The organism is Bradyrhizobium sp. Crot121, assembly GCF_059512385.1.
On record NZ_JCAMOR010000016.1, the window covers coordinates 115,500 to 142,112 of the forward strand.

General features: G+C 63.2%; 24 protein-coding genes and 1 pseudogene. 15 read left to right on the top strand and 10 right to left on the bottom strand.

All coding sequences use genetic code 11. The features are described 5' to 3' along the window. The first annotated feature begins 5 nt into the window (after positions 1–5). The 3 genes from AC5ZGW_RS16760 to AC5ZGW_RS16770 are packed head-to-tail and all read left to right on the top strand — an operon-like array spanning position 6 to position 2,005. Positions 6–599, top strand: coding sequence for a cysteine hydrolase family protein (locus AC5ZGW_RS16760; RefSeq protein ID WP_051396697.1), 594 nt, complete (start codon positions 6–8; stop codon positions 597–599). 16 nt (positions 600–615) lie between these two features. After that, positions 616–810: a hypothetical protein gene (locus tag AC5ZGW_RS16765; protein ID WP_433994500.1), complete on the top strand. Its 195-nt coding sequence runs from the start codon at positions 616–618 to the stop codon at positions 808–810. 13 nt (positions 811–823) lie between these two features. After that, positions 824–2,005, top strand: coding sequence for an MFS transporter (locus AC5ZGW_RS16770; protein ID WP_463326963.1), 1,182 nt, complete (start codon positions 824–826; stop codon positions 2,003–2,005). 8 nt (positions 2,006–2,013) lie between these two features. On the opposite strand, the gene ybaK is transcribed toward AC5ZGW_RS16770, so the two are convergent. Continuing rightward, complete coding sequence (ybaK, locus tag AC5ZGW_RS16775) at positions 2,014–2,487, bottom strand: Cys-tRNA(Pro) deacylase (protein ID WP_130231800.1); 474 nt, start codon at positions 2,485–2,487, stop codon at positions 2,014–2,016. Positions 2,488–2,774: 287 nt separating this feature from the next. On the opposite strand from ybaK, the gene AC5ZGW_RS16780 reads away from it, so the two are divergent. Together AC5ZGW_RS16780 and AC5ZGW_RS16785 are read left to right on the top strand one after the other, a co-directional pair. Beyond that, a complete protein-coding gene (locus AC5ZGW_RS16780; protein WP_130231798.1) occupies positions 2,775–4,067 on the top strand; it encodes an adenylosuccinate synthase in 1,293 nt (430 codons plus the stop codon). Between the two features lie 36 nt (positions 4,068–4,103). Continuing rightward, positions 4,104–5,690 carry a hypothetical protein gene (locus tag AC5ZGW_RS16785; RefSeq protein ID WP_463326962.1) on the top strand — a complete coding sequence of 529 codons (1,587 nt, stop codon included), beginning with the start codon at positions 4,104–4,106 and terminating at the stop codon, positions 5,688–5,690. 35 nt (positions 5,691–5,725) lie between these two features. Here AC5ZGW_RS16785 and AC5ZGW_RS16790 read toward each other — a convergent pair. Together AC5ZGW_RS16790 and AC5ZGW_RS16795 are read right to left on the bottom strand one after the other, a co-directional pair. After that, positions 5,726–5,917: pseudogene (locus AC5ZGW_RS16790) on the bottom strand (IS630 family transposase); the annotation flags it as partial. Continuing rightward, positions 5,905–6,798 carry a LysR family transcriptional regulator gene (locus AC5ZGW_RS16795; RefSeq protein ID WP_130230898.1) on the bottom strand — a complete coding sequence of 298 codons (894 nt, stop codon included), beginning with the start codon at positions 6,796–6,798 and terminating at the stop codon, positions 5,905–5,907. The gene AC5ZGW_RS16795 and the pseudogene AC5ZGW_RS16790, both read right to left, overlap by 13 nt. A gap of 97 nt (positions 6,799–6,895) precedes the next feature. On the opposite strand from AC5ZGW_RS16795, the gene AC5ZGW_RS16800 reads away from it, so the two are divergent. From AC5ZGW_RS16800 to AC5ZGW_RS16810, 3 genes are all read left to right on the top strand, one after another. After that, positions 6,896–7,729, top strand: coding sequence for an SDR family oxidoreductase (locus tag AC5ZGW_RS16800; protein WP_130230900.1), 834 nt, complete (start codon positions 6,896–6,898; stop codon positions 7,727–7,729). 97 nt (positions 7,730–7,826) lie between these two features. Further along, positions 7,827–8,324 carry a lipocalin-like domain-containing protein gene (locus AC5ZGW_RS16805; protein WP_028163810.1) on the top strand — a complete coding sequence of 166 codons (498 nt, stop codon included), beginning with the start codon at positions 7,827–7,829 and terminating at the stop codon, positions 8,322–8,324. 286 nt (positions 8,325–8,610) lie between these two features. Beyond that, positions 8,611–9,030, top strand: coding sequence for a DUF5413 family protein (locus tag AC5ZGW_RS16810; protein ID WP_130230904.1), 420 nt, complete (start codon positions 8,611–8,613; stop codon positions 9,028–9,030). 283 nt (positions 9,031–9,313) lie between these two features. Here the strand turns inward: AC5ZGW_RS16810 and AC5ZGW_RS16815 are convergent, their stop codons facing one another. Together AC5ZGW_RS16815 and AC5ZGW_RS16820 are read right to left on the bottom strand one after the other, a co-directional pair. Then, positions 9,314–9,586 (bottom strand): hypothetical protein, encoded by a 273-nt coding sequence (locus AC5ZGW_RS16815; protein WP_456643864.1) that lies wholly within the window; start codon positions 9,584–9,586, stop codon positions 9,314–9,316. A gap of 144 nt (positions 9,587–9,730) precedes the next feature. Further along, entirely contained in the window at positions 9,731–13,648 is a 3,918-nt protein-coding gene (locus tag AC5ZGW_RS16820) for an autotransporter outer membrane beta-barrel domain-containing protein (RefSeq protein WP_496113937.1), read from the bottom strand. Positions 13,649–13,771: 123 nt separating this feature from the next. On the opposite strand from AC5ZGW_RS16820, the gene AC5ZGW_RS16825 reads away from it, so the two are divergent. Then, on the top strand, positions 13,772–14,974 hold the full coding sequence (locus AC5ZGW_RS16825; RefSeq protein ID WP_130229925.1) for a helix-turn-helix domain-containing protein: 1,203 nt from the start codon (positions 13,772–13,774) through the stop codon (positions 14,972–14,974). Positions 14,975–15,320: 346 nt separating this feature from the next. Here the strand turns inward: AC5ZGW_RS16825 and AC5ZGW_RS16830 are convergent, their stop codons facing one another. Next, the gene (locus AC5ZGW_RS16830) at positions 15,321–15,536 is read right to left on the bottom strand and encodes a hypothetical protein (RefSeq protein WP_130229926.1); all 216 of its coding nucleotides are present in this window, start codon (positions 15,534–15,536) and stop codon (positions 15,321–15,323) included. 209 nt (positions 15,537–15,745) lie between these two features. Between AC5ZGW_RS16830 and AC5ZGW_RS16835 the strand changes: the two genes are divergently transcribed. Beyond that, positions 15,746–16,273, top strand: coding sequence for a DUF4112 domain-containing protein (locus tag AC5ZGW_RS16835; protein ID WP_130229927.1), 528 nt, complete (start codon positions 15,746–15,748; stop codon positions 16,271–16,273). Between the two features lie 66 nt (positions 16,274–16,339). On the opposite strand, the gene AC5ZGW_RS16840 is transcribed toward AC5ZGW_RS16835, so the two are convergent. Beyond that, the gene (locus AC5ZGW_RS16840; RefSeq protein WP_028163803.1) at positions 16,340–16,630 is read right to left on the bottom strand and encodes a hypothetical protein; all 291 of its coding nucleotides are present in this window, start codon (positions 16,628–16,630) and stop codon (positions 16,340–16,342) included. A gap of 547 nt (positions 16,631–17,177) precedes the next feature. Between AC5ZGW_RS16840 and AC5ZGW_RS16845 the strand changes: the two genes are divergently transcribed. Next, positions 17,178–18,788 carry an acyl-CoA synthetase gene (locus AC5ZGW_RS16845; RefSeq protein ID WP_130229928.1) on the top strand — a complete coding sequence of 537 codons (1,611 nt, stop codon included), beginning with the start codon at positions 17,178–17,180 and terminating at the stop codon, positions 18,786–18,788. 10 nt (positions 18,789–18,798) lie between these two features. Here the strand turns inward: AC5ZGW_RS16845 and AC5ZGW_RS16850 are convergent, their stop codons facing one another. From AC5ZGW_RS16850 to AC5ZGW_RS16860, 3 genes are read right to left on the bottom strand one after another with little or no spacing between them, the layout of a single operon-like run. Next, positions 18,799–19,311: an SRPBCC family protein gene (locus AC5ZGW_RS16850; RefSeq protein ID WP_028163801.1), complete on the bottom strand. Its 513-nt coding sequence runs from the start codon at positions 19,309–19,311 to the stop codon at positions 18,799–18,801. 32 nt (positions 19,312–19,343) lie between these two features. Then, complete coding sequence (locus tag AC5ZGW_RS16855; RefSeq protein ID WP_130229929.1) at positions 19,344–19,811, bottom strand: SRPBCC family protein; 468 nt, start codon at positions 19,809–19,811, stop codon at positions 19,344–19,346. Further along, positions 19,804–20,118, bottom strand: coding sequence for an ArsR/SmtB family transcription factor (locus AC5ZGW_RS16860; RefSeq protein WP_130229933.1), 315 nt, complete (start codon positions 20,116–20,118; stop codon positions 19,804–19,806). Before AC5ZGW_RS16860 ends, AC5ZGW_RS16855 begins: the two co-directional genes overlap by 8 nt. A gap of 119 nt (positions 20,119–20,237) precedes the next feature. On the opposite strand from AC5ZGW_RS16860, the gene AC5ZGW_RS16865 reads away from it, so the two are divergent. The 4 genes from AC5ZGW_RS16865 (at position 20,238) to AC5ZGW_RS16880 (ending at position 26,227) form a co-directional block, all read left to right on the top strand. Further along, a complete protein-coding gene (locus AC5ZGW_RS16865) occupies positions 20,238–21,680 on the top strand; it encodes an LVIVD repeat-containing protein (protein ID WP_130229930.1) in 1,443 nt (480 codons plus the stop codon). A gap of 9 nt (positions 21,681–21,689) precedes the next feature. Next, the gene (locus tag AC5ZGW_RS16870) at positions 21,690–22,229 is read left to right on the top strand and encodes a hypothetical protein (protein WP_130229931.1); all 540 of its coding nucleotides are present in this window, start codon (positions 21,690–21,692) and stop codon (positions 22,227–22,229) included. 75 nt (positions 22,230–22,304) lie between these two features. Then, the gene (locus tag AC5ZGW_RS16875) at positions 22,305–22,922 is read left to right on the top strand and encodes a LysE family translocator (RefSeq protein WP_028163796.1); all 618 of its coding nucleotides are present in this window, start codon (positions 22,305–22,307) and stop codon (positions 22,920–22,922) included. Positions 22,923–24,037: 1,115 nt separating this feature from the next. Next, a complete protein-coding gene (locus AC5ZGW_RS16880) occupies positions 24,038–26,227 on the top strand; it encodes an alkaline phosphatase family protein (protein ID WP_245475079.1) in 2,190 nt (729 codons plus the stop codon). Positions 26,228–26,613 lie beyond the last annotated feature (386 nt).

The window sequence follows — 26,613 nt, forward strand, 5'->3', positions numbered from 1 at the left end:
CCGCCATGGCCCCGGTGATCGACCTCAAACCCTATGTTGGCGCTTCCAGCAGCCGTCTGTTGGTCATGGTCGACCTGCAGGAGGAGGCTTATTTCCGCGGGGCGGCGGGTTGCGCTGATGATATCGAGCGTTCGCTGGAAAGCTGCAGGGCCGCGATCCAGCACGCCCGCAATGCCGGGATGCCGATCGCCTTCACGCGGCGGGCTGAAGGCTTGGATCTCGTCGACAGGAAGGCGCAGTCGCCCTGGATCATGGGCTTGGAGCCGAAGCGCGCGGACATGGTGTTCGAGCGCAGGCAGCCTTCCTGCTACGCCAATCCGCTGTTCGAGGACGTCGTCTCGCGGATCGGCAGCTTTGCGATCGGCGGTCTGGCCGCAGAAGAGGTCTGCCTTGCCACCGCCATCGACGCATCACATCGCGGCCATCGCGTCACCTTCCTGACCGATGCAGCCGCGAGCCGGCAGCGGCGCGATGCCGATCCTGGTTCAGTGCATCTTGTCGCGACGAAGGCGATCGAATTGTTCGCCGACGTCGCCACCACCGCCCACTGGCTGGTCGCGACCGCGCAGCGGCCTCTGAGAGGGCATCGCTATGGATGAATTGAGGGCCCGTCGCTTGCGTAACGTGATTCCGGTACTGACCGAACAGCGTAACATTCTGGTTTCCGGCGGGCTGTCCTTTGCGGGCCACCTTGTCGATCTCGCGATCATGCAGCTCCAGCTCTCGCTGCATGAGATTTCCGAAGACGAACTGTCCGAATTCTCAGACGCGGTCAGCCTCAATCTCGCCAGCGGCGACTTCCAGGATTGATCGGGAGGCAGGGATGCCCCGCAGATGGATCGTGCTTGCCGTGCTGTTCGCGGCGCGCGCGGCGACCGGGTTTCAATTCCAGTCGGTCGGATCCACGACCAACGTCCTGATGCACGATCTGGCGCTCAGCTACGTCCAGCTCGGCATGCTGCTCGGCGCTTATCTGTTGCCCGGTATAGTCGTCGCCTTTCCGGCCGGCTTGATCGGCCAGCGGGTGCGCGAGACGACGCTCGGGCTCGGCGGGCTGGCGCTGATGGTGGTGTCGGGCGTTGCTCTGTCCTATTGCGACAGCTTTGCCGCCGCGCTGGTCGCGCGCGTGATCGGTGGCGTCGGCGCCACCATCGTAATCCTGGTCGCCACCAAGATGACGACCGACTGGTTCGCTGGCCGCGAGATCGTGCTGGCGATGTCGCTGTTGCAGATGAGCTGGCCGTTCGGCGCGATGGTCGCGCTGCCGGCCCAGACTTATCTGGCACAATCGCTGGGGTGGCCGGCGGTGATGGCGTCGAGCGCGATGTTGGCCCTGATCGTGCTCGGCGCCTTCGCATTGCTGCCACGGAGTCCCGTTCAGGCCGAGACTGCGGCGGCCGCGCGCACCGGCCTGCCGGTCAAGATCCTGGTCCCGGTCCTGGTCGCGGGCGTCATCTGGGGCGCGATGAATCTCGCCTGCGTGCTGTTCTTCAGCTATGCGCCGCCATTGATGGTGGCGCAGGGATCAAGCCCGACGGGCGCGGCCTCGCTGGTCAGCCTCGCGATCTGGTTCACCATCGTGGCCATTCCCGTCGGCGGCTATCTGGTGGAGCGGTCGGGGCGGCCGGTCGCAGCGATCATTGCTTGCGGGCTTGTGGCGGCCCTGGCGCTGGCGCTGTTCGTCGCAAACATCCATCCAGCGATCGCCTGCCTCGTCTTCGGCGTCGCCGTCGGTCCATTGTCCGGCGCGATCCTGTCACTGCCGACGCGCGTGCTCGAGCCGCGCGACCGCTCGCTTGGCTTCGGCCTGTTCTTCACCTGTTTCTATCTCCTGATGGCGATCGGGCCCTCCGCCGCCGGCCGGCTGCAGGATGCCTGGGGCAACCCAGCGGCCGCGCTGATCGCGGGCGCCGCGCTGCTGGCCGCGATGGCGCCGCTGTCGCTGCTGTTCTCGCTGCTCTCGAAGCGCGGTGAGGTGCTGACGCTCAAGCCCGCGACGGCCTGAGCCTCACCTTAAGCCGTCAGTGGCCGCACGATCGCGCCGACAGCCTTCACGGCATCACCGGGCGCCAGCTCGATCTGCAAACCACGCTGGCCGCCGTTGACGAACACGCTTTCCTCGGTGAGCGCCGCCTGCTCGATCGCGATCGGCACGCGCTTCTTCTGCCCGAACGGGCTGATACCGCCGACATGGTAACCGGTCAGCCGCTCGGCATCGGCCGGCCGCATCATCTTCGCGGTCTTGCCGCCGAAGGCGCTCGCGAGCTTCTTCATGCTGACCTCGCAGTCCGACGGCACCACGGCGCAGACCGGCTTGCCGTCGACCTCCGCCATCAGCGTCTTCAGCATCCGTTTGGGCGCCACCTCCAGCGCCTCGGCGGCCTGCAGGCCGATGCTGTCGGCGTTAGGATCATAGTCATAAGCGTGCACGGTGAATGTCACGCCGAGCTTTGCCAGTGTCTCGGTGGCGCGGGTACTCTTGGACATCTGGCTGGCTGTTCCCTTAAACCTTGTCCATGATCGAGGCCTGCCTTGCGGCGGCCACAAATTTTCGGGGGATATCAAAGGCTTGGAGATTGTCCAATTGGCGCAAAAACTACCCTTCTTGCTTGCTTAAGCGTAGCGCTTCCTTTATCGGGGTTAGCGTCCCGCGTGCGAACGGCTAACGCCGTGATTTCGGCTGGGCAGCTTAAACCATGATCCGGAAAGTTCGGCACCGCTTTTCCGCGTCGATCATGATCGAACCTTGAAGTGTTGCAGGGAACGCTTGCGAAATGGCCAATGTTGTCGTGGTCGGCGCCCAATGGGGCGACGAAGGGAAGGGCAAGATCGTCGACTGGTTGTCGGAGCAGGCCGACATCGTCGTGCGCTTCCAGGGCGGCCACAATGCCGGTCATACCCTTGTCATCAATGGCGAGACCTACAAGCTCGCGCTGCTGCCGTCGGGCGTGCTGCGGCCGTCGAAGCTGGCCGTGATCGGCAATGGCGTCGTGTTCGATCCGCAGGCCTTCCTCGACGAGGTCGAGCGGCTGAAGGCGCAGGGCGTCGCGGTCAGCCCGGACAATCTGCGCATCGCCGAGAACGTCACGCTGATCCTGCCGCTGCACCGCGATCTCGATGCGCTGCGCGAATCATCCAATGCGGTGACCGCGATCGGCACCACTCGCCGCGGCATCGGCCCGGCCTATGAGGACAAGGTCGGCCGCCGCGCCATCCGACTGATGGACCTCGCCGATCTCGACACCTTGCCGCACAAGATCGACCGCCTGCTAGCGCACCACAATGCGCTGCGCCGCGGCCTCAATCTCGAGGAGGTCGATGGCAAGGGCATCCTGCGCGAGCTGACGGCGCTTGCGCCGAAAATCCTGCCCTACGCCGAAACGGTCTGGCGGCTGCTCGACATCAAGCGCCGCGAGGGCAAGCGCATCCTGTTCGAGGGCGCGCAAGGCGCGCTGCTGGACGTCGACCACGGCACCTATCCCTACGTCACCTCCTCCAACACGGTGGCCGCGCAGGCCGCAACCGGCGCCGGCCTCGGCCCCGGCGCAGTCGGTTATGTCCTGGGGATCTGCAAGGCCTACACCACCCGTGTCGGCCAGGGTCCGTTCCCGACCGAGCTGACGAACGAGATCGGCGAGGAAATCGGCCGCCGCGGCAAGGAATTCGGCGTCAACACCGGCCGCAAGCGCCGCACCGGCTGGTTCGATGCGGTGCTGGTGCGGCAGACGGTGCGCACCTGCGGCATCACGGGGCTGGCGCTGACAAAGCTCGATATTCTTGATGGATTCGATACCATACAGGTCTGCACCGGCTATAAGCTCGACGGCAAGGAAATCGACCATCTGCCGGCGGGCGAGGGTGCACAGGCCCGCGTGGTGCCGATCTATGAGACCATCGAGGGTTGGAAGCAGCCGACGGCGAACGCCCGGTCCTGGGCCGACCTGCCGGCACAGGCCATCAAATATGTCCGCCGGGTGGAAGAATTGGTCGGCTGCCCGATCGCGCTTCTTTCCACCAGCCCGGAACGCGAGGATACTATTCTGGTACAAAATCCGTTCGAGGCTTAACGGGATATTACCTATATGCCACCAATTTGACTGGAAATGGCTGATTACTACCCGCTGATTGCCCGCGCCATCGCCGGATTGGACCCCAATGCTCCCGGTGAGAGCCGCCGCGCGCTTTATGAGCGTGCGCGGGCTGCGCTGATCCAGCAGCTCCGCAGCGTGCAGCCGCCGCTTTCCGAGTCCGAGATCACCCGCGAGCGCCTGTCGCTCGAAGAGGCCGTGCGCAAGGTCGAATCGGAGGCCGCCCAGCGCGCCCGCGAGACCACCCGTCCTGCCACCGGTTCCCGCAGCGGCGATGCCTTCCGCCGCGCCACTGCCACCGCCGCCACCACCCGCCCGCCGGAAGGCGCTCCGGCCGCAGCAACCACCCCGCCGCGCCCGCGCACTCCAGCGCCGCCGCGTCCGCCCGGTGGCGAGGATCGTCCGCCGCGCAATCTCCGTGGCGAGGCGCCGCCGGTCACCCCGCGCCCGCCCGCGCCACCAACGCCCGATCCGCAGCAGCGGCCCCCCGGTGCGCGGCGCGGGCCGGATAACAACGGTGCCGCGAACAATGGCGCGCCGCCGGCGCCGCAGCCGCCGGCTCTGCGTGGCTTCCGCGATCTCGCCGCCGACGCCGACGATCTCGGCCGCGCCGCCGCGCAGGCGAACCGCAATGCGCGCAAGACCTACGCCAATGTGCCGTCGCCCTCGCCGGAGTTCGACCGGCTCGAGCCGAACATGGAGAATCGCGGCGCCGATCCGGACGCGCCCTATTCCTATGACGAGTCGAGCGAGGAGGCCGAGCGCTACGGGCCGCAGGGATCGCAGCCGCGGTCGCGGATCGGCAATGGCGGTGATCGCGACGCCAAGAAGGGCGCGCGGCTCGGCTCGGCATTCCCGTTCAAGAGCGCGATTGCGGTCGGCATCATTCTGATTCTGGTCGGCGCCGGCATCCTCTGGGGCAAGCAGGCGGTCACGGTGGTGAGCGGCCTGCTCAAGTCGTCCCCCTCGGTGGAGGCGCCGAAGGATGTCGCGACGCCCGCGACCAAGCCGAAGATCCCGGACCGCGTCGGCCAGCCGTCGTCCAGCGAGCCGGTTGCACCGGTGGCGCAGCGTGTCGTGCTCTATGACGAGGACCCCAGCGATCCCAAGGGCAAGCAATATGTGGGCTCGGTGATCTGGCGCACCGAACCGATCAAGGCTTCGGGCAACGCGGCACCCGACATCGCCGTGCGCGCCGACATCGAGATCCCCGACCGCAAGTTCAAGATGACGATGTCGTTCCGCCGCAACACCGACTCGTCCTTGCCCGCGAGCCACACCGCCGAGCTCACTTTCATCCTGCCGCAGGATTTCCCGAACGGCGGCGTCGGCAATGTGCCGGGCATCCTGATGAAGTCCAACGAGCAGGCCCGCGGCACCCCGCTGGCAGGCCTGGCGGTGAAGGTCACCGACGGCTTCTTCCTGGTCGGCCTCTCCAACGTCGATGCCGACCGCTCGCGCAACCTGCAGCTCCTCAAAGAGCGCTCCTGGTTCGACGTGCCGCTCGTCTACTCCAACCAGCGCCGCGCCATCATCGCGATCGAGAAGGGCGCGCCGGGCGAGCGCGCGTTCAACGACGCGTTTGCGGCGTGGGGGGAGTGAGGGGAGTTCTCTTCGCGTCGGATAATGTCGCCGGTCGTCCAGGTCTCGTCGATGAACACCAGACGAGACCGGAGCGATCCGCTCCCGATATTTGATCCATTGCGGCCGCCGACGTGCAACATCTGGACAGTCCTGCTCGGCGGCACTCAGCGTCTTTTTTTATAACTGAGCTTCTCGGCGTGGACGAAGTCCCACACCGTCCGGTAGTCGACCTTCAGACCTCCGCCGCCTTCAGAGTATCGATGAACGCCCGTAGCGCGGAAGGAACGTGGCGATTGCGGGGGTAATAGAGGGCGAGACCCGGAATCGGAGGGCACCAATCCTCCAGAACGGCGACAAGGTGCCCCGAATCCAGAAGCGTTCGGGCGAAGCTTTCCGGCACATAGGCAATGCCGAGCCCATCCGCTGCTGCTTCGACGATCAGGTCATTGTCGTCCAGGGTCAGAACGCCCGGAACGTCGACCACCACCTCCGCGCCGTGTCTTGAGAATTCCCAGCGATAGCGCTTTCCGCTTGGCAGGCGCTGGCGGATGCACCGGTGGGCGTGCAAATCGTCCGGCGTGATCGGGGGATCTCGACCCTCCAGATAGGCTGGCGAGGCGACTGCAATGAAGCGGGCATCGCCGCCGAACCGGACCGCAACCATGTCCTGCGGCACTGCTTCGGCAAGGCGGACACCGGCATCGAAACCCTGCTCGACGATGTCGACGAGCCGCCCCTCGGAGACAAGATCGATCTCGACCTCCGGATGCTGAGCGAGGAAGTGCGGAATGACATCACGCAGCAAGATTGCAGCTCCGCTCTTGTTGGCGTTGATCCGCAAAGTTCCGCTAGGCGTTCCGCGCACTTCGGCGAGCGAGTCGAGAGCCGTATCGAGGTCTTGTAGCACCGGACCCAGGTGCGCGAGCAGCCGGGCGCCAGCCTCGGTGAGCGAAACACTTCGAGTGGTTCGATTGAGCAGGCGGATGCCGAGATTCCTCTCGAGCGCAATCATTGCGTGGCTCAGGGCCGAACGCGAGACGCCTATCGTCTCGGCAGCTCTACGGAAGCTGCGAAGGTTGGCGACGGAGGCGAAAGCCGCCAGATCGTTCAGGCTTGGGCGCGGCACTGGTGAATTTATTTCACTTACTCATCCAATAATGGACGTCTTATAGCACCAATTGGTCCCCTCTACATCATCGGAGTAATTTCAGAGGGAATATCTCATGAGCAAAACCTGGTTCATCACCGGCGCGTCGTCAGGCCTCGGCCGCGAAATGGCGCAACGCCTTCTTGCCCGTGGCGACCGCGTCGTCGGGACGGTGCGACGGGAAAGCGGCCTGGCCGATCTTCAGCAAGCACACGGCGAGAACCTCAGTACGACGATACTTGATGTGACGGATACCGCCGGGCTCCGGGCGGCCATAGACGACGCATTCGAGCGTATGGGGCGGATCGATGTCGTCGTCAGCAATGCCGGCTACGGGCTGTTTGGAGCGGCCGAGGAACTTACCGACCCGCAGATAAACCATCAGATCGCTACCAATTTGACCGGCTCGATCCAGCTCATCCGCGCGGCAGTGCCGCATCTGCGTCGTCAGGGAGGTGGGCGCATCATCCAGGTTTCGTCGGAAGGCGGGCAGATCGCGTATCCGAATTTCAGCCTCTATCACGCGACCAAGTGGGGCATCGAGGGATTCGTCGAGGCCGTGGCGCAGGAGGTCGCGCCCTTCGGAATTGACTTTATCATCGCCGAACCCGGCCCGACGGCCACGAATTTCGGAGCCGGTCTGGTGCGTCCCGCGCCGATGGACGTCTACGAGGACACTCCCGCCGGCGCCGTGCGCCGGGCGATCGACAGCGGGAGCTTCGCGCTGAAGGGTGATGCGGGACGGACTGCGGCAGCGATGATCGCCGCCGCCGACAGCACTAATCCTCCACTGCGTCTTGCGCTGGGCAGCACCGCTTACGATTCGATTTCGAAGGCTTTGACGCAGCGACTCGTCAGGATCGAAGCGCAGCGCGAGGTCGCGTTCTCGGCCGATCGCGAAGACGTTTGACATCTGATGCGGCGGTTGCCCTCACACCCGCGACGTGAGTGCAAGGTTGGCCGCTAGTTACTTATGACGCAGGCAGGTACAAACATAGGCAGGAAAAATGCCAATTCGTTCAATGTTCTTGGCCATCATACTTGGAGCCTCTGTTGTCGGTTCTCATGCCCAAGCAGCTTCAGCAAACCAGGTGGTGGGTACTTGGCGTATGGTATCGGCGCAGATTGATCCAGAAGGAAGAAACCTTCCTGCTTACGGTCAGCGGCCAAACGGCATGCTGGTCTTCACGCCAGATATGCATTTTATCGAAGTTTTGACGGATGCAGATACGCCACGTTTTGCGTCGAATGTGCGTGGTGGGGGCACGGATGCCGAAAATCGAACCGCGATGTCTCGAAGCATCGGTTTTTTCGGGACTTACACTGTGGATGAGACAGGTGAGTTCAGCGGCAACCGCGTCGAAGGGGCCACTTTTCCAAACTGGGTTGGGGATACCCGCACTCGGAGGGAGCTGACCCTGAAGGTTTCTGGCGATCAGATGACAGAGCATTTCCAACGCCCGGACGGAACGAGGATCGTCATCGAATGGCAGCGGGTAAGGTAAGTAGCTTCTGGCTTGCCCCTCCTTCCCCCACACTTCGCACCATTGCCTCTCGACCTTTGCGCGTCAAACGCGCATTCTTGTGGCTGTTCATCCGGTCTCTCTCTGGAACACTGAAGCTTCGCAACCTCGGCTTCCTCGGTTCGGACCAGATGGACAACCTCCTGAAAGACCACAGCTAGAGCATGATCCGGCAAAGTGGAAACCGGTTTTCCCTCGCGACAAACGCGAAGCGTTTGCGTAGGAAGGTCCTAATCGGATCATGATCTAGTGCAGTGAGTGGGACGCAATGAAACGCTACCTGATCTTCGCCGCTATCGGCCCGTTCATCGGCGGTCTCATTCTGCTGTTCGCGACCTCCTACCAGTCCGGCTATTGGACCGAGACAGGCGCGCACGAGGTCGGAAAGTTCTTCCTGGCGTTCGTCAAGACGCTGCAATACGCGTATCTGTTCGGCATCGTGCCGTCGCTGATGCTGGCGGCGATCGACGACATTCTTATGCATGTGCGGAAGATCAATCCGTTCGCGCGCATGCTGATCGTTGGCGTAATCGGATTCATCGCGGCCGAATTGCTCTACGGCTCGCGCGGCCCGGACTCCGGCGCGGTGCAGTTCATTCTCTACGGGCTCGTCGGCCTGGTGCCGGCAACGCTGTCGTCCTGGCTGGCGCACAAATACGCGGAAGAGCCGCAGCCGGTGACGACTTAACCGCTTTCGCCGTCATTGCGAGCGAAGCGAAGCAATCCATGTTTCCACAAGCGGCGCTATGGATTGCTTCGCTCCGCTCGCAATGACGATGTGGTTGGTTTGGGTGCGACAAACAACCCGACGGGCAAACCCGGCTTTCCCTTTTCGCAGCGACGATAACGGTGCGAGGTTCAACCGAATCGTAGGATGGGTAGAGCGGAAGCGAAACCCATCATGGGTGCCGCTTGCTCATCGCGATGGGTTTCGCTTCGCTCTACCCATCCTACGGGAAGGCTGCGATGCTTTATTGCAGGCCGTACTTATGCAACGCGACGAGCAAGAGGCGAATGATGCAGTCCGAGATCGTTTCGCCTCGCAGGCGCAGTTGCTGCAGCCCCGCCAACGTCGCCTCGTTGACCGGTATGAGCCAATTGCCGTTTGGCAGGCGCCGTCCGGTCGGGGCCCCAGCCGCACTCTCTATCAAGGCGCGGCACTCCTCAGTGATCTCAATATTCGGCATCGCTTTGATCGGAGTCCTCGCGGGATTAAAGCCGCCGGTGTTGGCCTGAGCCAACATCATAGCTCGCGCTGCGCGCGCCCCGGCTACTGCACATCAGAGAATCCATTTCACCGCATGCTCTACTGTTGGATGGGTTCCGGGCTCGTCCTTCGGACGCCCCCGTCTCGGGGACGATGGTGGCGATCCCGGCGCGGTTCATGTTCAGAACGCTAAGCGGAACCGGGCGGACAGCCCGTTTTCCTCGGTGTGAGCGCCGAGCCGACCCGTATAGGAAAAACCCAGCGTGGCGTCCTTGCTGAGGGGGATATCGAGCCCGGTCTGGATGAGCGCGGCATCGCGGGCGATCGGCACGCCTGTCACCGTAAAGGCATCGGAGCTGGTCAAGGCGTGGGTGGTCCACGGCGTGACATCGCCGAACGCATGCTGCCAGCCCAGCGTGCCGTAGAGATTGCCGCTGACCGATCCCAGACTGACGGGGAATGCGCCACGCAGGCCGATCGTGGAGTAGGTGACGTTTTGGGTCTCATCGCCGCCGTGCAGGCCGGCGATGCCGTTCTCGTCATAGCCGTTCGTGTGCAGATTGACCCAGGCAAAGCCGGCAAACGGTTCAAGGGCGGCCCCGCCGGCATGGAAGGTGTAGCCGGCATCGCCAAAGATCTGCGTGGTGCGGGCATTGTAGGAGATCCTGTCGATTTCGGCGAAACCGGGGAAGGCGACGTTGCGGCTGGTATCGATCGCATGCCAGGTGTTGGCCACGCCGAGATGCAAGCCGAGATCGTTGATCCGGGCGCCGGCATACGCGCCGATCGTGGACTGGTCGACGTCGGCCGACGAGGTGCGGCCATCGACGCTGTAGAATGAGCGGCCATAGCCGCCCATCACGCCGATCCGCCAGATGTCGTCGATGAGCTTGTCGGCGCCGACGAAGAAACCGCCCGCGGTGCGGTCGAGGCTTGCGGCGTTATGGCCTCCGCCGCCGAGCCGGGCCCAGCTGCCATAGCCGGAACCCCAGACGGCGAGGCCGTCGCTGAGCTTTCGGACATTGTCGGCGGATGATCCGCCCGGCTCGCCGAAGGCGGCGAGCAGCCGGCCGGTGACGGCGTAGCGGGCAAAGTGGCTGTCCTCGATCAGTCCGCTCTTCAGACTGGCGTGGATCTCGCCATCGAGAACGTTGTAGGCGCCGCGGGCTTCGCCGGCGTCAAGCAACAGCAGCTTGTTGTAGAGTGCAAGCGACGAGCCGGATTGCGCCAGCGTGTCGAGTGCAACCGCGGTGCGGTACTGATTCGCGGTGTGGGCAACCGTCTCGAAAATGGCCGGGTTGCCCGAGCCATCTGCGTTGGAGGGGATCGGGGCAACGGTGAGATAGGCGTTGTCGGCATCGTAGCTGAGGCTGGTCGCAAGGAAGGCGGAGGAGATGGTGGAGTCGGCGAAGGTGCCGCTCACGCCAGTGCCGGCCCTCAGGATCGTGGCGGTCTGGCCTTTTTGGTAGCTGACCAAGGGATCACGTGTGGAGACCACCACGGTGCCGCCTTTAAGGGTGGCTCTGCCCGACACCGTGGTCAGGTCGCTGCCGGACCCGGCGATATCCACCGCATAGATCGCGCCGTTCTCGAAGGTGAGGTTGCCGTTGACAGCCAAGCTGCCGGTCGTGCCGGCCCTGCCGGGGGCGAGAATGCCACCGCTGTTGATCGTCGTGGTGCCCACGGTGCCGGTGCCGGCGAGGGTGGCGCCGGCATTGACGATGGTCAGCGCACTCGAGGCGATGGAGCCATCCACGGCCAGGGTGCCGGCTGCAACCGTCGTGGTCCCCGTGTAGCTGTTGTCGCCGGTCAGGACCACTGTGCCCGCCCCAAGCTTGGTCAGGCTGCCGGTCGACCCCGAAGCGTCGGTGAGCTCGGCGTTCAGGGAGAAGGTATCGGCTGTGGCGACCGCTTCTACGTTGAGGTTGCCCCGCAGGGTGACACCGCCGGTGGCGGCGAGGGTCAGCGAGGTGTTGCCGCCGGTGGCAGCCAGGGCTCCGCCGCCGTCGAGATCAGCATTATCCGCTGCGGTTCCGCCGCGGAACGTGGCGCCGCTTTGCAGCACGATGCTGCCTTCGGTGGTGATGCTGTTGCTGCCGGCGGCGACCAGGGTGGCGGTGCCGCCCAGGATGAAGCTGGAAGAAGAGCCATCCAGCCGGATCGCGCCGGCGGCCACTGTGGCGCTGCTGTTGGTCGCGGTGGCGTTGCTCACCTCGCCGGCGGCATAGAGATAGAGCGTGCCGGCCGCCACGTTGAAGATGGTCTGGCTGCCCTCGTCGGTAAAGACATTGCTACCGCCAAGCTTCCAGGTGCCGGCGCCGGTCTGGGTGATAGCGAGGGGACCGTTGGTCCTGCCGCCCATAGGATCGCGCATGTCCAGCACGCCTCCGGGCGCCACGCTCACATCGAGCGTGGCGGGCCCATTCAAGTAGATGGACGAGGCTTGTCCGCTGGCCGTATTGCCGGAGAAAATGGAGGTCTGGCCTCCGCTGACCGTCAGATTGATCGTGCCGTAATCGGTGTAGACCGCACCGCCCAGCGTGTCGGTCGTGTTGCCGAAGAAGCTGCTGTCGGCGATTGTCACCGTGCCGCTTGAGTCGAAAATGGCGCCGCCACCATGGGCGGCGAAATTGTTGGAGAAGCTGCTGCCGGTGATCGTCGCGGTGCCGTTGATGAACATGGCGCCGCCATAGGTGGCCGAGTTGCCGGAGAAACTGCTGTCGGTGATCGATACCGTGCGGTTCGCTTCATTGAAGATCGCGCCACCGGCGCCGGCGGAATTATCCGAGAAGCGGCTGTCGACGATGGTTGCCGTGCCGAAGTTGAAGATCGCGCCGCCACCATAGGTCGTGGAGGAGTTGTCGGCGAAGCTGCTGCCGCTGATCGACGCCGTGCCAGTGTTGTAGATCGCTCCGTTCGCGTTGCTGGCGAAGGCGCTGTCGGCGATCGTTGCCGTGCCGGTGTTGTAGATCGCGCCGCCGGCACTGCTGGCGGAATTGTTGAAGAAGCTGCTGCCGCTGATCGACACCGTGCCGGCGTTGAAGATCGCGCCGCCCTGACTGCCGGCGGTATTGCTGGCGAAGCTGCCGGCGACGATCGTCGTCGTGCTGCCTGCCTCGCTGTAGATCGCGCCGCCATAGGAGGTGGCGGAATTGTCGGAGAAGCTGCTGCCAGCGATCGTCGCCGTGCCGTCATTGTAGATCGCGCCGCCGTCGGTGGTAGTGGCCGTGTTGCCAGAGAAACCGCTGCCGGCGATCGTCACCGTGCCGTGATAGTTGTGGACTGCACCGCCGCCATACGTGGCCGAATTGTTGGAGAAGTTGCTGTCGGCGATCGTCGCCGTGCCGGTATTGTAGATCGCGCCGCCCTCATAGGTGGCCGAATTGCCGGAGAAGCTGCTGCCAGCGATCGTCGCCATGCCGTCATTGGCGATCGCGCCGCCCTGAGTGGCGGTATTACTGGAGAAGCTGCTGTCTACGATCGTCGCCGTGCCGGAAAAATTGTAGATCGCGCCGGCGAAGCTGGCGGAGTTATTGGAGAAGCTGCTGTCAGCGATCGTCACCGTATTGGTGTTGAAGATCGCGCCGCCGAAGCTGGACGAATTGCCGGAGAAGGTCACGGACGAGTGGGCTCCGGCATCGCTCAGATTGGCGCTGGCGCTGCCGATAGCGAGAGCGGCACCAGGATCCACATTGATCGCGCCGCCAACCGGTCCGGAGCCGCTCACCGCGTATGACAGCGCGCCCCCGGCGCCTACATAGATCGCTGTCGCGCCAAATACAGTCTGCCAGGCCGAGACCGACGTGGCCGTGCTGACGGTGGTGGTGGCGTTACTGGCGACGGCCTGGTTGTAGGCCGTCAGCGCGGCCTGCATCGCAGCGCCGTTGGCCGTGCTGGGATCGGCAGCGTAGGCCACGATGGCCGCTTGCAGGGCGCTGGACGCGTCGCCGACCGCATCCGCCCACGCCAGCGACGGCGCAATGCTCAGCAGCAGGGCGGCGACCGAAACGCTCCACTTCCACTCAGAGCCGACCCGGTGGCGGTGTCGGAGACGATCTTCCTTGTTGAGGAGACTGACCTGTTCGGAGACCCGGACCATGCCAAGGATCCGATTGAGGGCAGGACGAAAGGCGCGATTCATGTATGCAGCGATTTACCGGTCAGGTGGAATTGTCCAGCAAACACACCGGCAACGTGACGGCTACCCCGTGGTACGGAAAACATGAAGTTTTGGACGGAATGCAAAATTTTCGATAGCAACGGGTGCTATCCGAGCGCACGCATCGGGAGCGATGGGATTCACTACGCGGCTGGATGGTCTATGGTTAATCATTCCGACGATCGCCCGGACCCGCGCGACTCCACTCGGATCTCTCCCGAAACGTCGTCCCCAAAACGCCCCGCGCGCTTCCTCTACGGGGAACGAAGCAGCCTCGATCCCCGTGCGAACAGCGCGGACTATCTCGCGGACGCCAACCTGTTTCGTCGCAGCTATGTCCGAACCATCGGCGAATCGGAGGGGATGCCGCTCGACAGCACCGTGGCATGGTTCGTTGGGAACAACGTCGCTTTCTACAAGCTGACGTCCAATTCCTGCGTGGAGGCAAAGCGAACCGAAGCGGATGCGGCAGCCGACAAGATCGACGGCGTGGTATTCGACTACGTCCTGTCCGGAGAATACAGCGAGGAGACCGCAACCGGTTTCGTCAGCCTAAGAGCCGGAGACCTTGGGATGGTGCAAAGCACGGTCGAGGTGACGGCGCGGTCGCGCCTGGCTCGCATAGCGACAATTTTCCTGCCGCGAACACGCCTCGCTGCTGCACTCGAGACTGACCTCTCCGGCGAGCCCTTCATCCTTCGCTCCCTCAGTTCAGCTCCGCTGGCGCCCTTTGTCGGCGCCCAGATGCGGTTGCTGTTCGAGTCCTACGGGAGGATGGACGCGCAGGACTTCGAGATCGTGCTCGAGGCGACAGCCGAACTCCTCATTCATCTGCTGCGGGGCGAATTGTCGCGGGGCGAGCAGTTTCAGGCACGGCCAAGCAAGGAATTCATGCGGGCGATTGCCTACATCGAGGAGAACTATCATCGCCCCGAGCTAACGCCGGACGATATCTGGCGGGGCATCAACGTATCGCGGACCCAGCTCTACAAGCTGTTCTCGGAGAATAGCCTGACCGTGGCAGGATATCTGCGCGACGTTCGGCTGCGCCGTTTCGTCGATGCCTTGAGGACGACGGACGCGTCCGGAATCGGCCGCCTTGCCTGGACCTGCGGATTGGATATGCAGGCCGCCGACTTCACCCGTTTATTCAAGCGTGTCTATGGAATGACGCCTCGCCAGGCGCGAGCGGCTCTACAAGCTGGGCAGCCGGTTGTAACCAAGGTTTTTCCTGCGCCCTCTGATATCGAAGAGGGCGGAAAGTAACGCAAAGCTCGGACGCAAAGCGCCGCGAGAATGCGGACTCGCATCCCTCACGCTGTTTGACATTTGAATCAGCACTCGCGGCCATGCTGTAGGGTGGGCAAAGCGAAGCGTGCCCACCATCACGAGCACAGCGCTGGATGGTGGGCACGGCGCAAGTGCGCCTTTGCCCACCCTACAACTCTACAACCGGTTGCTCGCGCCACAAACGCTTCCCCGTGGTTATGGGTCTGCTTTCGCGGGGGCGGTAGGATGGGTAGAGCGAAGCGAAACCCATCATTGGTGCCGCTTGCTCCATCGCGATGGGTTTCGCTGCGCTCTACCCATCCTACGGGACGGCTGCGATGCTTTATTGCAAGCCGTACTTATGCAGGGTGACGATCATGAGGCGAATGATGCAGTCCGAGATCGTTTCGCCTTGCCGCCGCGCTTGCTGCAGCCGCTCCCATGTTGCCTCGTTGACCGGTATGACCCAATTGCCGTTTGGCAAGCGCCGTCCCGTCGGGGGCTCAACCGCGCTCTCAATCAGGGCGCGGCACTCCTCAGTGATCTCGATATGCGGCATCGCTGTGATGGAAATCCTCGCGGGATTAAAGCGGCCGGTGTTGGCCTGAGCCGACAAGATCCACCAGTTAAATCGCGGCAATGCTTTTAGCTGGCATCGCGAATGAGACGCTGCTAGCGACGCAATAACGGCGAGTGTGCGGCCCTGCCGCAAGCTGACAGAGCGGTAATGTGACGCAACTTGTGCCGCGCCCTTGCGTTACCATCTGAATGGCCATGCCCGACGACATCTTCACGCCCAACCGCGCCCGCTCGCGAGGCCCGTTCCGCGACACGCGGCCGCGGGGGAAAGTCATCGACCAGGACGGACGCGAGATTCCGGAGGCCGCGCTGCATCCGCAGTTCGAGGCGTTCCGGCTCGACTTCGAGACCGCCAATCCGTTCGGCAATCTCACCCGCGAGCAGCGGCTGGCGCGGCTCGAGGCGATCGCAAAACTGCTCGACGTTGCCTTCATCGTGCCCGGCACCAAGATCCGCTACGGCATCGACGGCCTGATCGGCCTGATTCCGGTGGTCGGCGACATCATCACGACTGCGATCTCGCTGTGGCTGGTGCGCGAAGCGCGTGCGCTGGGCGCGCCCTGGCATATCACCGCGCGGATGCTCGCCAATGTCGCGCTCGACGGCGCGGTCGGCTTGGTGCCGCTCGCGGGCGACGCATTCGACGTCATGTTCCGCGCCAATGTCCGGAACGTGCGCATGCTCAAGCGCTGGCTGGACAAGCAGCCACGGTTATAGGTCCGAAAAAAGAGAAAGCCCCCGGAGCATCCCGAGGGCTTTTCGCTTGGGTAGGGACGGATCGGTTTAAGCGGCGTCGGCGTCGGTATTGGCCTGCACCGGGCGCGGACGACGCGGCAGCGGGAACGCCTCGCTCTCGTAGAGCGAACGGATGCCGTTCTGGTCGAAACGGGCTTCCTCGACCTGCAGGTAGGCGCCGTTCAGCGAATCCGCCGGCAGCTCTTCCATGGCATACTGCACGGCTTCCGCCGCGGTGCCAAAGCGCCGATAGGCGAATCCGGCCCGCTTCTTCTTGCGAATGGCGGCAGGAAACAGCTCGGCGGAGGTGTTAAAGTTGAACGGACGCATAGGACGCATGGTCGACGACCTCTTACTCTTCTTAGCGATAGCGCGATTGGGGGCTGAGGACGGCGGGCCACAACCGGCGGCGCGCCGCACATGTCATTTCGTCCCCCAATATAGGCTTATTTGACAAAATTGCGACCCCTGAACGGTGCCGACAGACCTCATGATGAATCCGCGCATGACAGTAAGGAAATCAGGATAAGCTAAATTAAATCAATTAGTTGCGTGAGTTCCGGGCCGCCTGCGTCTACCGGAAGGGGGAGAATCCGAGGTGATCGGCTGGTATCCCGTCCGCGCATTATTCCGCGGCGCGGCGAAGTCGGCGACGGAATGACGACCCGGAAGCATTGCACGCATCGCGACGCGTTGACGCGGCTTGCGCCGCCTCGCTTCCCGCTCGGGTCGATCAGCAACGCTCTCAGCGGCAGCGCATAAGGCGCGACGTGCAGGGCACCAAGACTTGTGCGGGGCGCGCGGCGCTTTAAAACTGACGACAACAATAGAGCGACCGGTCATCGCGACGCCGGTCCGCGAGGAAACGCTGGGAACGCCGAGGATCATGCTCAAGGAAGCCGCAACCTACGACGAGCTCTGCCGCAACTTCCGCTGGGACGTGCCGGCGCGCTTCAACATGGCGACCGCCTGCTGCGACCGCCATGCCGATGGCTCCGGACGGCTCGCGCTTGTCTATGTCGACGAGGACGGCGCCCAGACGCGCACCACCTTCGACGAGGTCGCGGAGATGTCGCGCCGCTTCGCCAATGTGCTGAAGGCCGACGGTCTTGAGCGCGGCGACCGCGTCGCGGTGTTCCTGTCGCAATCGCTGGAATTGCCGATCGCGCATTTTGCCGCCTTCCGCTCCGCGATGATCTCGATCCCGCTGTTCGCGCTGTTTGGCGAGGATGCGCTGGAATTCAGGCTGTCGAATTCGCAGGCGAAGGCGATCGTGACCGACGCGGCCGGCTGGGAGAAGCTCGCCAAGATCCGCGACCGCCTGCCTGAGTTGAAGAACATCTATGTGGTCGGTGACGAAGCGCCCGCAGGCACCAGGCCGTTCTGGCCCTCACTGCGTGCGGCCTCGGCGGAGTTTACCAGCGTCGACACCTCGGCCGATGATCCCGCGCTCATCATCTATACGTCGGGCACCACAGGAAATCCAAAGGGCGCGCTGCACGCGCATCGCGTCGTGCTCGGCCATCTGCCGAATGTCGAGATGTGCCACAACTTCCTGCCGCGGCTCGGCGACCTGATGTGGACGCCGGCGGATTGGGCCTGGATCGGTGGCCTGATCAACGGTCTGTTCGCGTTCTGGTATCACGGCATTCCCATCGTCGGCCATCGCGCGCGCAAGTTCGAGCCGCAGGCGGCGATGCAGATGATGGCTGAATTCGGCATCCGCAACGTGTTCCTGCCGCCGACCGCGCTGAAGCTGATGCGGCAGGCGGGCGTGACAAATTCGGGCGTGAAGCTGCGCAGCATCTTCACCGGCGGAGAGTCGCTCGGCGGCGAATTACTGGGCTGGGTGCGCGACACCTTCGGCATCGACGCCCATGAGGTGTTCGGCCAGACCGAGTGCAACCTCGTGATCGGCAGCAATTCGAATCTGTTTCCGATCCGACCGGGCTCGATGGGCAAAGCGACACCCGGCTTCGACGTGCGTATCGTCAACGACAGAGGCGAGGAGCTGCCGCGGGGGACGCGCGGCATCATCGGCGTGCGGCAGCCGTGTCCTTGCACCATGATCGAATATTGGCGCAACCCGGAAGCGACCGCGAAGAAATATGCCGGCGAGTTCTTACTTACCGGCGATCTAGGCGTGCAGGATGAGGATGGCTATTTCTGGTACGTCAGCCGCGAGGATGACGTCATCACCACCGCCGGCTATCGCGTCGGCCCGTCGGAGATCGAGCATACGCTGATGAAGCATCCGGCGGTGGCGATGTCGGCCGTGGTCGGCATTCCCGATCCGATCAGGACCGAATCCATCAAGGCCTGGATCGTGCTCCGCCCCGGCTATGCCCCGAGCGACACGCTCGCCCGCGAGATCCAGGACTTTGTCAAAGTACAACTCGCCGCCCACGAATATCCGCGCTTCGTCGAGTTCGCGGAGTCGTTGCCGATGACCGCGACCGGCAAGGTGCTGCGCCGCGAGTTGCGCGCGAGGGGGTGACGTCGTAGCCTTACGGCGTCGCAATCCCCAGCTCCTTCAGCGCCGCCAGCATCCGTTCGGGCGGCTGCATCTGGATGACCATGGCTTCACCGGTCTCCAGCAGGCTCTTGAGGCTGGAGAGGATCGCGGGCCAGCCGGCGCGGCCACCAGAAAGGATATCGTCGCTGATCGGCCGGTCGTGCGATTGCAGCAGCGTGAGCTTGACCGCATCGCCGGCTTGCTCGATCTCATAGGTCACGAGCGTCGGTCCGAGCTTTTCCACCAGCGCCGGCCAGTTGACGTTGAAGGTCACTGTCAGCTTCCGCGCCGGCTCGCATTCGATCACCTCGCCGGTGATGTGCGGCGCGCCATCGGGCGTGCGCACCATGAATGCGCCGCCGACGCGGAGATCGACCTCGACCGCGTGGCCGGAAAAATACTTCCGGCTGAACTCGGCATTGGTCAGCGCCTCCCAGACCTTCTCCGGTGTGGACGCGATATAGATCGTGTAGACGATCGCCGGCTTGAATTTCTCGATATTCATGTCCTCTGGATTCCTCCGATATATCTTCATTTCTATTCGAACCCTTCGATCTCAAGCGCACGAGGCGGGATCGCGATCACTGTCCCGGTCTCGAGCAGGGTCTTGAGTCCCGACAGGATCGCCGGCCATCCCTTGGAAATGCCGTCGAGAAGTTTGCTGCCTTTGGCGAATCCTTCATGCGTCACGGTCAGCTTCACGAGGTCGCCGTGGGGCTCAATGGTGAAGGTGACCTTGGTCGGCGGTTCCTTGCGCATCTCCTCATCGAGCTGATGCTTGAAGGTGTAGGCGAGACGCCGCGGCCGCTCGGCTTGGAGGATCTCGCCCACATCCGTCGTGGTGCCGTTCATGACCAGTGCGAACGGGGAACCCGCCTTCCAGTCGGATTTCACTTCCGTGTTGAACCAGTAACGCCTGGTGAACTCGCTATTGGTCAGCGCCTCCCACAATTTCTCGGGCGTGGTCGAGATATAGGTGACGTACACGAATTCCGGCTTACTCATCACGCTTCTCCAATTGCCGCTTCAATTCGCTGAGCGCGACCAGCTTGGCGCGCTCGAATTTTTTGATCCACCGTTCGCCGATCTGATGGATCGGCACCGGGTTGAGATAGTGCAGCTTCTCGCGGCCATGCTTGAACGCGGTGACGAGATTGGCCTGTTCGAGAATCGCAAGGTGCTTGGTGACCGCCTGCCGCGTCATGGCGAGGCCTTCGCACAGTTCGTTTAATGTCTGCCCGTTTCTGGCGTGAAGCCTGTCCAGGAGCGACCGCCGCGATGCGTCCGCCAACGCTTTGAAGACTTCGTCCATGCCATCGACAATAGGCAACTAAATGGTTGCATGTCAAGGGTGTGTTTTGGCGCGGAATTCAGCCGTGTTATCGTAGCGTCAGCCAACGAAGATTGGCTTTGCAACAATGGGAGTGACGCATGAAGGGTGGCGGCAAACTTGCGCTGTGTGTGGCAATTGCTTTTCTCGGGAGCGCGGGCGCTTATGCGGAGCAGCAGAAGGTCGGAGCACCTCCCGAAGCCTCCAACATGAGATTGGTGGGAACCAACGACCTGCAGGCGCGCAGCGCCTATCAGCCCACCATCCATCATCAGGGCGACCGCTGGATCGCCTATATCGGCCATCACGGCGGCACTGATGAGATCCCCGATCCCGTCAATCCGATGAGCGGCAAGCCGGAACCCAACGGCACGTCGATCGTCGATGTCACCGATCCCGCGCATCCGCAATATCTGCGGCACATTCCGGGGCAGGAGGGCAAATATGAATCCGGTGGCGCGCAGATGGTGCGTGTCTGCGACGGCAAGGATCTGCCGAAGGGGGATCGGAGCGCGGTCTATATGCTACGCACCTTCGGCAGCGAGGCGCATGAGATCTGGAATGTCGCCGATCCCGCCAATCCCGCGCTGATCGCGCGGATCGGGGGACTGAAGGATACGCATAAGAGCTGGTGGGAGTGCGACACCGGCATCGCCTTCCTGGTATCGGGCGCGCCGGACTGGCGCACCCGTCGCATGACGCAGGTCTACGATCTCAGCGATCCCGCGCATCCCGTGAAGATCAGGGATTTCGGCCTGCCGGGCCAGGAGCCTGGTTCGACCGGCGCGGTGCCGACCGAACTGCACGGGCCAATCTCAACAGATTCATCCGGCAACCGCGTCTATTTCGGCTATGGCACCAACAAGGGCGGTTTCCTGCAGATCGTCGACCGCGAGAAATTGCTCAACGGACCGAAGCAGCCGATCGCCGAGAATCTCCGCGATCCCGAAATATCGCGCATGCCGCTCTCGGCACTCAACGGTGCGCACACGGCATTCCCGATGCCGGGCATGCCGATCGCGGAATTTTCGCATGACAAGGACGGCAAGACCCGCGACATCGTGATGATCGTCGACGAGGCGATCTTGAACGAATGCGGCGAGGCGCGGCAGATGGTGTGGTTCGCTGACGTCACCACCGAGACCCGGCCAATGATGATCTCGAGTTACACCGTGCCGGAGGCGAGCGGCTCGTTCTGCGAACGCGGCGGGCGGTTCGGTTCGCATTCCTCGAGCGAGAGCATGGCGCCGGTCTACTACAAGAAAATCGCCTTCATCGCGTTCTTCAATGCCGGCGTGCGTGCCCTCGACATCCGCGATCCCTATCACCCCAGGGAAGTCGGCTACTTCATCCCGTCGATCACACCGGCAACCGACAAGCGCTGCGTCACCATCGAGGGCAAGGATCGCTGCAAGGTCGCGATCCAGACCAACAATGTCGAGACCGACGAGCGCGGCTATATCTATGCCGTCGACCGCGCCAATACAGGACTGCATATACTCGAATTGACCGGCGAGGCGCGCGCTGTCGCCGGCCTGCCCTGAACGGGACGAATGCGCACCTGGCTGGTCATCGCGATTGCAGCACTTGTGCTCGGCGTCCTCTCGGGCGTCCCAGCCTACGAGACTTCGACGCCGCGCGAGACATGGCAAGAGATCGCCTGGCCGTTTCCGCGCGACGGCTGGCCCGCCGGTCGCGCATTCCGCTGCAATGCCGTGGCCTGCGGCGGAGATATCGAGGTCTACATCCGGCCAAAGCTCGGCTTCTGCAACTGCACGACCGGCGTCGCCGACGATGATGAGGTCGACCGCGTCGCGGATGTCGACTTGATCAGTACGCAGTTTGTACCGCTGCAGGCAGGAAAAGCAGTGCGTGTCGCCGATATGCCCGGACGCATGAGGACGTACGATCTGAAGATTGGCGATGGCGTGCCGCATGGAGCGATCGGCATCGCGGTCTCGCACCGCTGCGATCTCCTGGTGGCGGCGGCGCAGGGCAGGGGAGATGCAGCGGTCGTGCAGCGCGCGGCACTGCAATTGCTGGCATCGGCAGAGACGGCGAGATGGCTAAAATTCGCGATGAACACGCAGTAAGAATGCGCATGCCCGGGCTTGTTCCGGGCATCCATGTCCTTATTATGCAACGAAAGCCTCGAGCCGAGTCCTCCCATGTCCCTGCAAGCCTATCTCGCCTATGTCGCCGCCTGCATTGCGCTCGCTTTGTTGCCCGGCCCGATCGTCACGCTGGTGATCGCCAACGGCCTGCGGCACGGCACCCGCGCAGCGCTGACCAATGTGCTGGGCGCGCAGGCGGGGCTGGCGATCGTGATCGGCGTCGTTGCGGTCGGTCTCACCTCGCTGATGGCGACGATGGGCTACTGGTTCGACTGGGTGCGCTTTGCCGGCGCGGCCTACCTGGTCTGGCTGGGCATCAAGCTGATCCGCTCGCCGGTTGCGGAGGTGAGCTCGGATGAACCGCCGCCGCCACCGCGCGGCGGTTTCTTCCTGCAGGGATTTCTGGTGCTGCTGTCGAATCCGAAAGTGCTGGTGTTCTTCGGCGCTTTCATTCCGCAATTCGTGGACCTGAACAAGGATCACTTCCCGCAAGTGGCGTTGCTGGGGGTGACCTTCATGGTGACGGCGGCGATGAGCGACATGGTCTACGCGCTGCTCGCCGGCCGCGCGCGAAAATTCTTTTCCAAGCGGCGGACGCGCCTGGTCTCGCGCGTCTCCGGCGGCTTCATGATCGGCGGCGGCATCTGGCTCGCGCTGACACGGGCGCGTTAAGAGCCGGCGTCGCGCTCAGGCGAATAAAGAAAAAAGACCGCTAATCGAGGTGGCCTCAAGTGCAGGTCCGTAATCGAAGCTTCGATAATTACTTCTTGCCGTGTTCCTCCATGTGGGCCTTGGCGGCTTCCTCGGAGTGATGCATGGCGTGAAGGGGGTGAGCTCTTTGCCGTATGTGCATGGTGCGTCGCTTTTTCGTGATGTCCGCCTCATGGTGCTTAGCGGCTTCGCGATCCCCGGAATGTCATATGCCTGTCATGAAACGTCGCCATGTCTCGTGGGAATGCCGACACAGGCCGACTGCCGCGACTGCGTTGTGAGCGACGTCGAGCCTGTCTTCGCCGAGATGCTGATATTGCGCGGCGCATGAGTGCAGAGACCGACAGCGAAGATCGCAACATCCTGCTGAGCGAACGCTTTCCCGGTGGATCGTTCAAGGTGGTCGTAGCCCGTGCGCCGCGCGATTTGCACCGCTACCATTTGCGCTCAGACTTCTAGATTAAGTTCCAGTCTGTGGCAGCATGCGGACACTGTGGCGCGTGCCAGAATGCGAACGTCGCACTGAGCCAGCTCAACGATGGCGCTGCCCAATACACAGTTTGTGCCAATGTCCACGCAGCAATATGCGGAGGCGATGGGTTGGCGCGAGCTCGATACCGAAAGCGCAGAAGGCTGCCAAATCCAGACGCGCACTTATTCGAATTGAGATTGTCAGACATCGTCAGAGACCTATCGCATGACCCTGCAGGCACGAACTTGCGGGTGACGCTCACTGGTTGACTGCACCATTGCTCCGAGACTCGCCACCAAGCGTTGCAGACGCGTTCGGCCTCGACGTACGTGGTTCCACTCGAAACAGATTGCGATCCGAACGCTTGCGTTCCCTCGCACGGCAAGGAGCGCTGGTTACTTCTAATATCGACGCGAAAGGCCACGTGCCGACATCATCGTAGCGTTGTCGCCACCACATTACAGGTGTCGCCGAAGCGTCACATGCGCGTCGTTAGCCAAGCCCGATAATCGTTGCGTCGTTTCCGACCAAACCCGCCTAGATTGCGCAGCGAAAATGGGGCGTCCATATGAACTTGAAGAGTTTTCTCTCCTTGATATTGGCAATGTCGCTCGCTGCATCGCTGACCGGCGTTGCGGCGCCGGCGCACGCCGATAACGACGGCGGCAACCGCGACCACGGCGACAACCGCGACCATGATCATGACGGCGATCAGGACGGGAACCATCATGGTCGCAAGTCGCCGCGGGTGGTGGTGATCTCGCTCGACGGCGCGAAGCCCGATTTCATCCAGAAGTTCATCGACGAGGGCGTGTTGCCGCATGACGGCGGCCTGGCGCGGCTGAGCCGCCGCGGCGCGGTGGCGGAGCAGAACGTGACGGCGTCGCCGTCGCTCACCGCGGTGTCGCACATCGAGATTGCCACCGGCTCGACGGCGGTTCACAACGACATCCCGTCGAACACCTTCCAGGCAATCGTCGGGCCGATCTCATCGAGCATCAGCGGATTTGCGGCACCGATCGGCGGCTATCGCGAGAGCCCGCTCGGGCCTTCGCCGCGGCCGACGGCGTTGCCGTTGTGGGTGCAGTTGCGCCAGCAGGGCAAGAAAGTGGTCACCGCGACCTGGCCGGGCGGCGACGGCGCCGACATCTCCATCAACAACACCGTGGTGCAACCGGCCCAGCCGATCCGCGTCACCGACTTTACCGTGCCGTTCGGGGCGTTCGGCGGTATCGGGGCTCAGGGCTTCTCGCTGTCCCGGGGTGATTTCACGTCCGATCCGGCTGTTGTCACGGCGCTCCAGGCGGCCGGCCGTTTCTCGTTTAGCCCGGTGCTGGTAACCTCAGCGCCGATCGAGACGTTCTCGTGTTCGTCGGCGCCATCGGCGACCTGCACCAATGCGGCGACGCTCGACGTTAAATATTCGATCCGGGTGGCGGCGCTCGACACCACCAATGACCGCAAGGTGAATTACGACACGCTGGTGTTCTTTGACGCGACGCGCGGCATTACGGCAGGACCGTTCCACGCGCCGTCGACCGGACCGGCCTACGTCAAGCTCGGCGGCGAGAATGCGCCATTCTTCTTCGAAGGCAGCGGGGCCAGGGTCGGCGCCGCATACTTGGTCTCGGCGCTGGCGCCCGATCTTTCGGTGGTGCGGTTCGCCCGCTACGGAGCCAACTACATCCCGCGCAACGCGGCGGTGCTGGCCGATGTCGATGACATCAACAACAATGTCGGATTCTGGCGTCCGCAGGCTGACTTCCGGATTCCGGAGCGGCTGAGCCCGGGCTTCACCAACTTCCCCGACCTCGAGATCGAGACGATGTTCGAGGACATGGTGAAGACCTTCGTGCGCTACCAGGCTGATATCGGCGAGCGCGCGATCCGGAACCATCCCGACGCTGATCTCGTGATGGTCTACATCGAGCAGCCCGACGGTTCCGAGCATCAGTTCCTGCTCACCGACCGCCGCCAGGGCACCAACCCGACCGATCCGAACTCGATCGGCGGGGGCCAGGATCCGGCCAAGGTCGCGCGGTATGCTTCATATATCCGTTTCGCCTATCAGACGGCCGACAAGGCGGTGAAGCAGATCGCCGATGCGGCGGTCCGTGACAGCAACGTCATCGTGGCGTCGGACCACGGCTTCGCGCCGTTCCACACCTCGGTCAACCTGACCAACGTCCTGCGCAACGCCGGCATCGACACCACCAAGATCGCGATCCGCACTTCGGGTCCGGCGGCCAACATCTACGTCAACCTGCAGAACCGCGAGTTGGGCGGCACCGTCGATCTGGCGGCCTACAAGGCGCTGGTAACGCAGATCACCGACGCGGTGAAGAACGCGGTCGATTCCAACCCGAAGTTCAACTACTCGCTCAAGGACGGGCGGATCTTCACCGTGGTCGAGACCCGGCCGCTGCAGTGCGAGGAAGGGACCGGGGAATGCACCAGCAAGACCATCGGACAGGATTTCGGCGATGTGTTCGCGCTGATGGCCCCGGGCTACAACTTCGACGGCATCCAGAACCCCGGCGTCGCCCGTCTCGGCGATGCGCCGTTCAATGCGACATCGACCATGCTGTCGATGCCTAACTTCTATGGTGCCCACGGCCACGATCCCGAGCTGCCGGTGATGAGCGCGACCTTCATCGCCGCCGGCCCGCAGATCCGCAAGGACGCCACGATCCGCCGCATGCGCAACACCGACGTGGCGCCGACCGTCATGCAGATCCTGGGTGTCACGCCCCACCGCGTCGACGGCGAGGTGCTGCGCGAAATCTTGCGCTGAAAAGTTAGCGCGCGATCCTCAAACTCGTCCGATGGGCGCTGACTAGCGCCCATCGGAACCGGCCTCGTTGTGTCCTGGCTTCTCTTCGCCAACTTTTTGGCCGCTCGCCTACAATCGCAATCGTTTCCCGGCGGACTGAAACAGCTCTGTAATGCGGCCGGTTCAGGCTTTTACGGCAGAAGATTGGTAGCGGGACAGAAGTCAATGAGAATCACTCTATCGCCCTGACGTGCCAAGGGCCAACCCGACCGATAGATCGGCCTCCCTCGTCCGCGCCGAGCCGTGGACCTGCGGGGCCAGTCGACGATCACTAGGCTGTGTGGACTCTTGGGATTCTCAAATCAGACGGAACGTGATTCAAGGCTTTCTTTTAGGAGGAAGCCTTG

Bases quoted from the DNA above. Each gene is read 5' to 3' on its own strand.
- ybaK (WP_130231800.1), bottom strand. From the start codon at position 2,487: ATGTCCAAGAGTACCCGCGCCACCGAGACACTGGCAAAGCTCGGCGTG.
- AC5ZGW_RS16810 (WP_130230904.1), top strand. From the start codon at position 8,611: ATGAAACGCTACCTGATCTTCGCCGCTATCGGCCCGTTCATCGGCGGT.
- AC5ZGW_RS16800 (WP_130230900.1), top strand. From the start codon at position 6,896: ATGAGCAAAACCTGGTTCATCACCGGCGCGTCGTCAGGCCTCGGCCGC.
- AC5ZGW_RS16865 (WP_130229930.1), top strand. From the start codon at position 20,238: ATGAAGGGTGGCGGCAAACTTGCGCTGTGTGTGGCAATTGCTTTTCTC.
- AC5ZGW_RS16805 (WP_028163810.1), top strand. From the start codon at position 7,827: ATGCCAATTCGTTCAATGTTCTTGGCCATCATACTTGGAGCCTCTGTT.
- AC5ZGW_RS16875 (WP_028163796.1), top strand. From the start codon at position 22,305: ATGTCCCTGCAAGCCTATCTCGCCTATGTCGCCGCCTGCATTGCGCTC.
- AC5ZGW_RS16820 (WP_496113937.1), bottom strand. From the start codon at position 13,648: ATGGTCCGGGTCTCCGAACAGGTCAGTCTCCTCAACAAGGAAGATCGT.
- AC5ZGW_RS16845 (WP_130229928.1), top strand. From the start codon at position 17,178: ATGCTCAAGGAAGCCGCAACCTACGACGAGCTCTGCCGCAACTTCCGC.
- AC5ZGW_RS16835 (WP_130229927.1), top strand. From the start codon at position 15,746: ATGGCCATGCCCGACGACATCTTCACGCCCAACCGCGCCCGCTCGCGA.
- AC5ZGW_RS16825 (WP_130229925.1), top strand. From the start codon at position 13,772: ATGAAGTTTTGGACGGAATGCAAAATTTTCGATAGCAACGGGTGCTAT.
- AC5ZGW_RS16770 (WP_463326963.1), top strand. From the start codon at position 824: ATGCCCCGCAGATGGATCGTGCTTGCCGTGCTGTTCGCGGCGCGCGCG.
- AC5ZGW_RS16830 (WP_130229926.1), bottom strand. From the start codon at position 15,536: ATGCCGCATATCGAGATCACTGAGGAGTGCCGCGCCCTGATTGAGAGC.
- AC5ZGW_RS16760 (WP_051396697.1), top strand. From the start codon at position 6: ATGGCCCCGGTGATCGACCTCAAACCCTATGTTGGCGCTTCCAGCAGC.
- AC5ZGW_RS16785 (WP_463326962.1), top strand. From the start codon at position 4,104: ATGGCTGATTACTACCCGCTGATTGCCCGCGCCATCGCCGGATTGGAC.
- AC5ZGW_RS16880 (WP_245475079.1), top strand. From the start codon at position 24,038: ATGTCGCTCGCTGCATCGCTGACCGGCGTTGCGGCGCCGGCGCACGCC.
- AC5ZGW_RS16815 (WP_456643864.1), bottom strand. From the start codon at position 9,586: ATGTTGGCTCAGGCCAACACCGGCGGCTTTAATCCCGCGAGGACTCCG.
- AC5ZGW_RS16850 (WP_028163801.1), bottom strand. From the start codon at position 19,311: ATGAATATCGAGAAATTCAAGCCGGCGATCGTCTACACGATCTATATC.
- AC5ZGW_RS16855 (WP_130229929.1), bottom strand. From the start codon at position 19,811: ATGAGTAAGCCGGAATTCGTGTACGTCACCTATATCTCGACCACGCCC.
- AC5ZGW_RS16870 (WP_130229931.1), top strand. From the start codon at position 21,690: ATGCGCACCTGGCTGGTCATCGCGATTGCAGCACTTGTGCTCGGCGTC.
- AC5ZGW_RS16840 (WP_028163803.1), bottom strand. From the start codon at position 16,630: ATGCGTCCTATGCGTCCGTTCAACTTTAACACCTCCGCCGAGCTGTTT.
- AC5ZGW_RS16860 (WP_130229933.1), bottom strand. From the start codon at position 20,118: ATGGACGAAGTCTTCAAAGCGTTGGCGGACGCATCGCGGCGGTCGCTC.
- AC5ZGW_RS16780 (WP_130231798.1), top strand. From the start codon at position 2,775: ATGGCCAATGTTGTCGTGGTCGGCGCCCAATGGGGCGACGAAGGGAAG.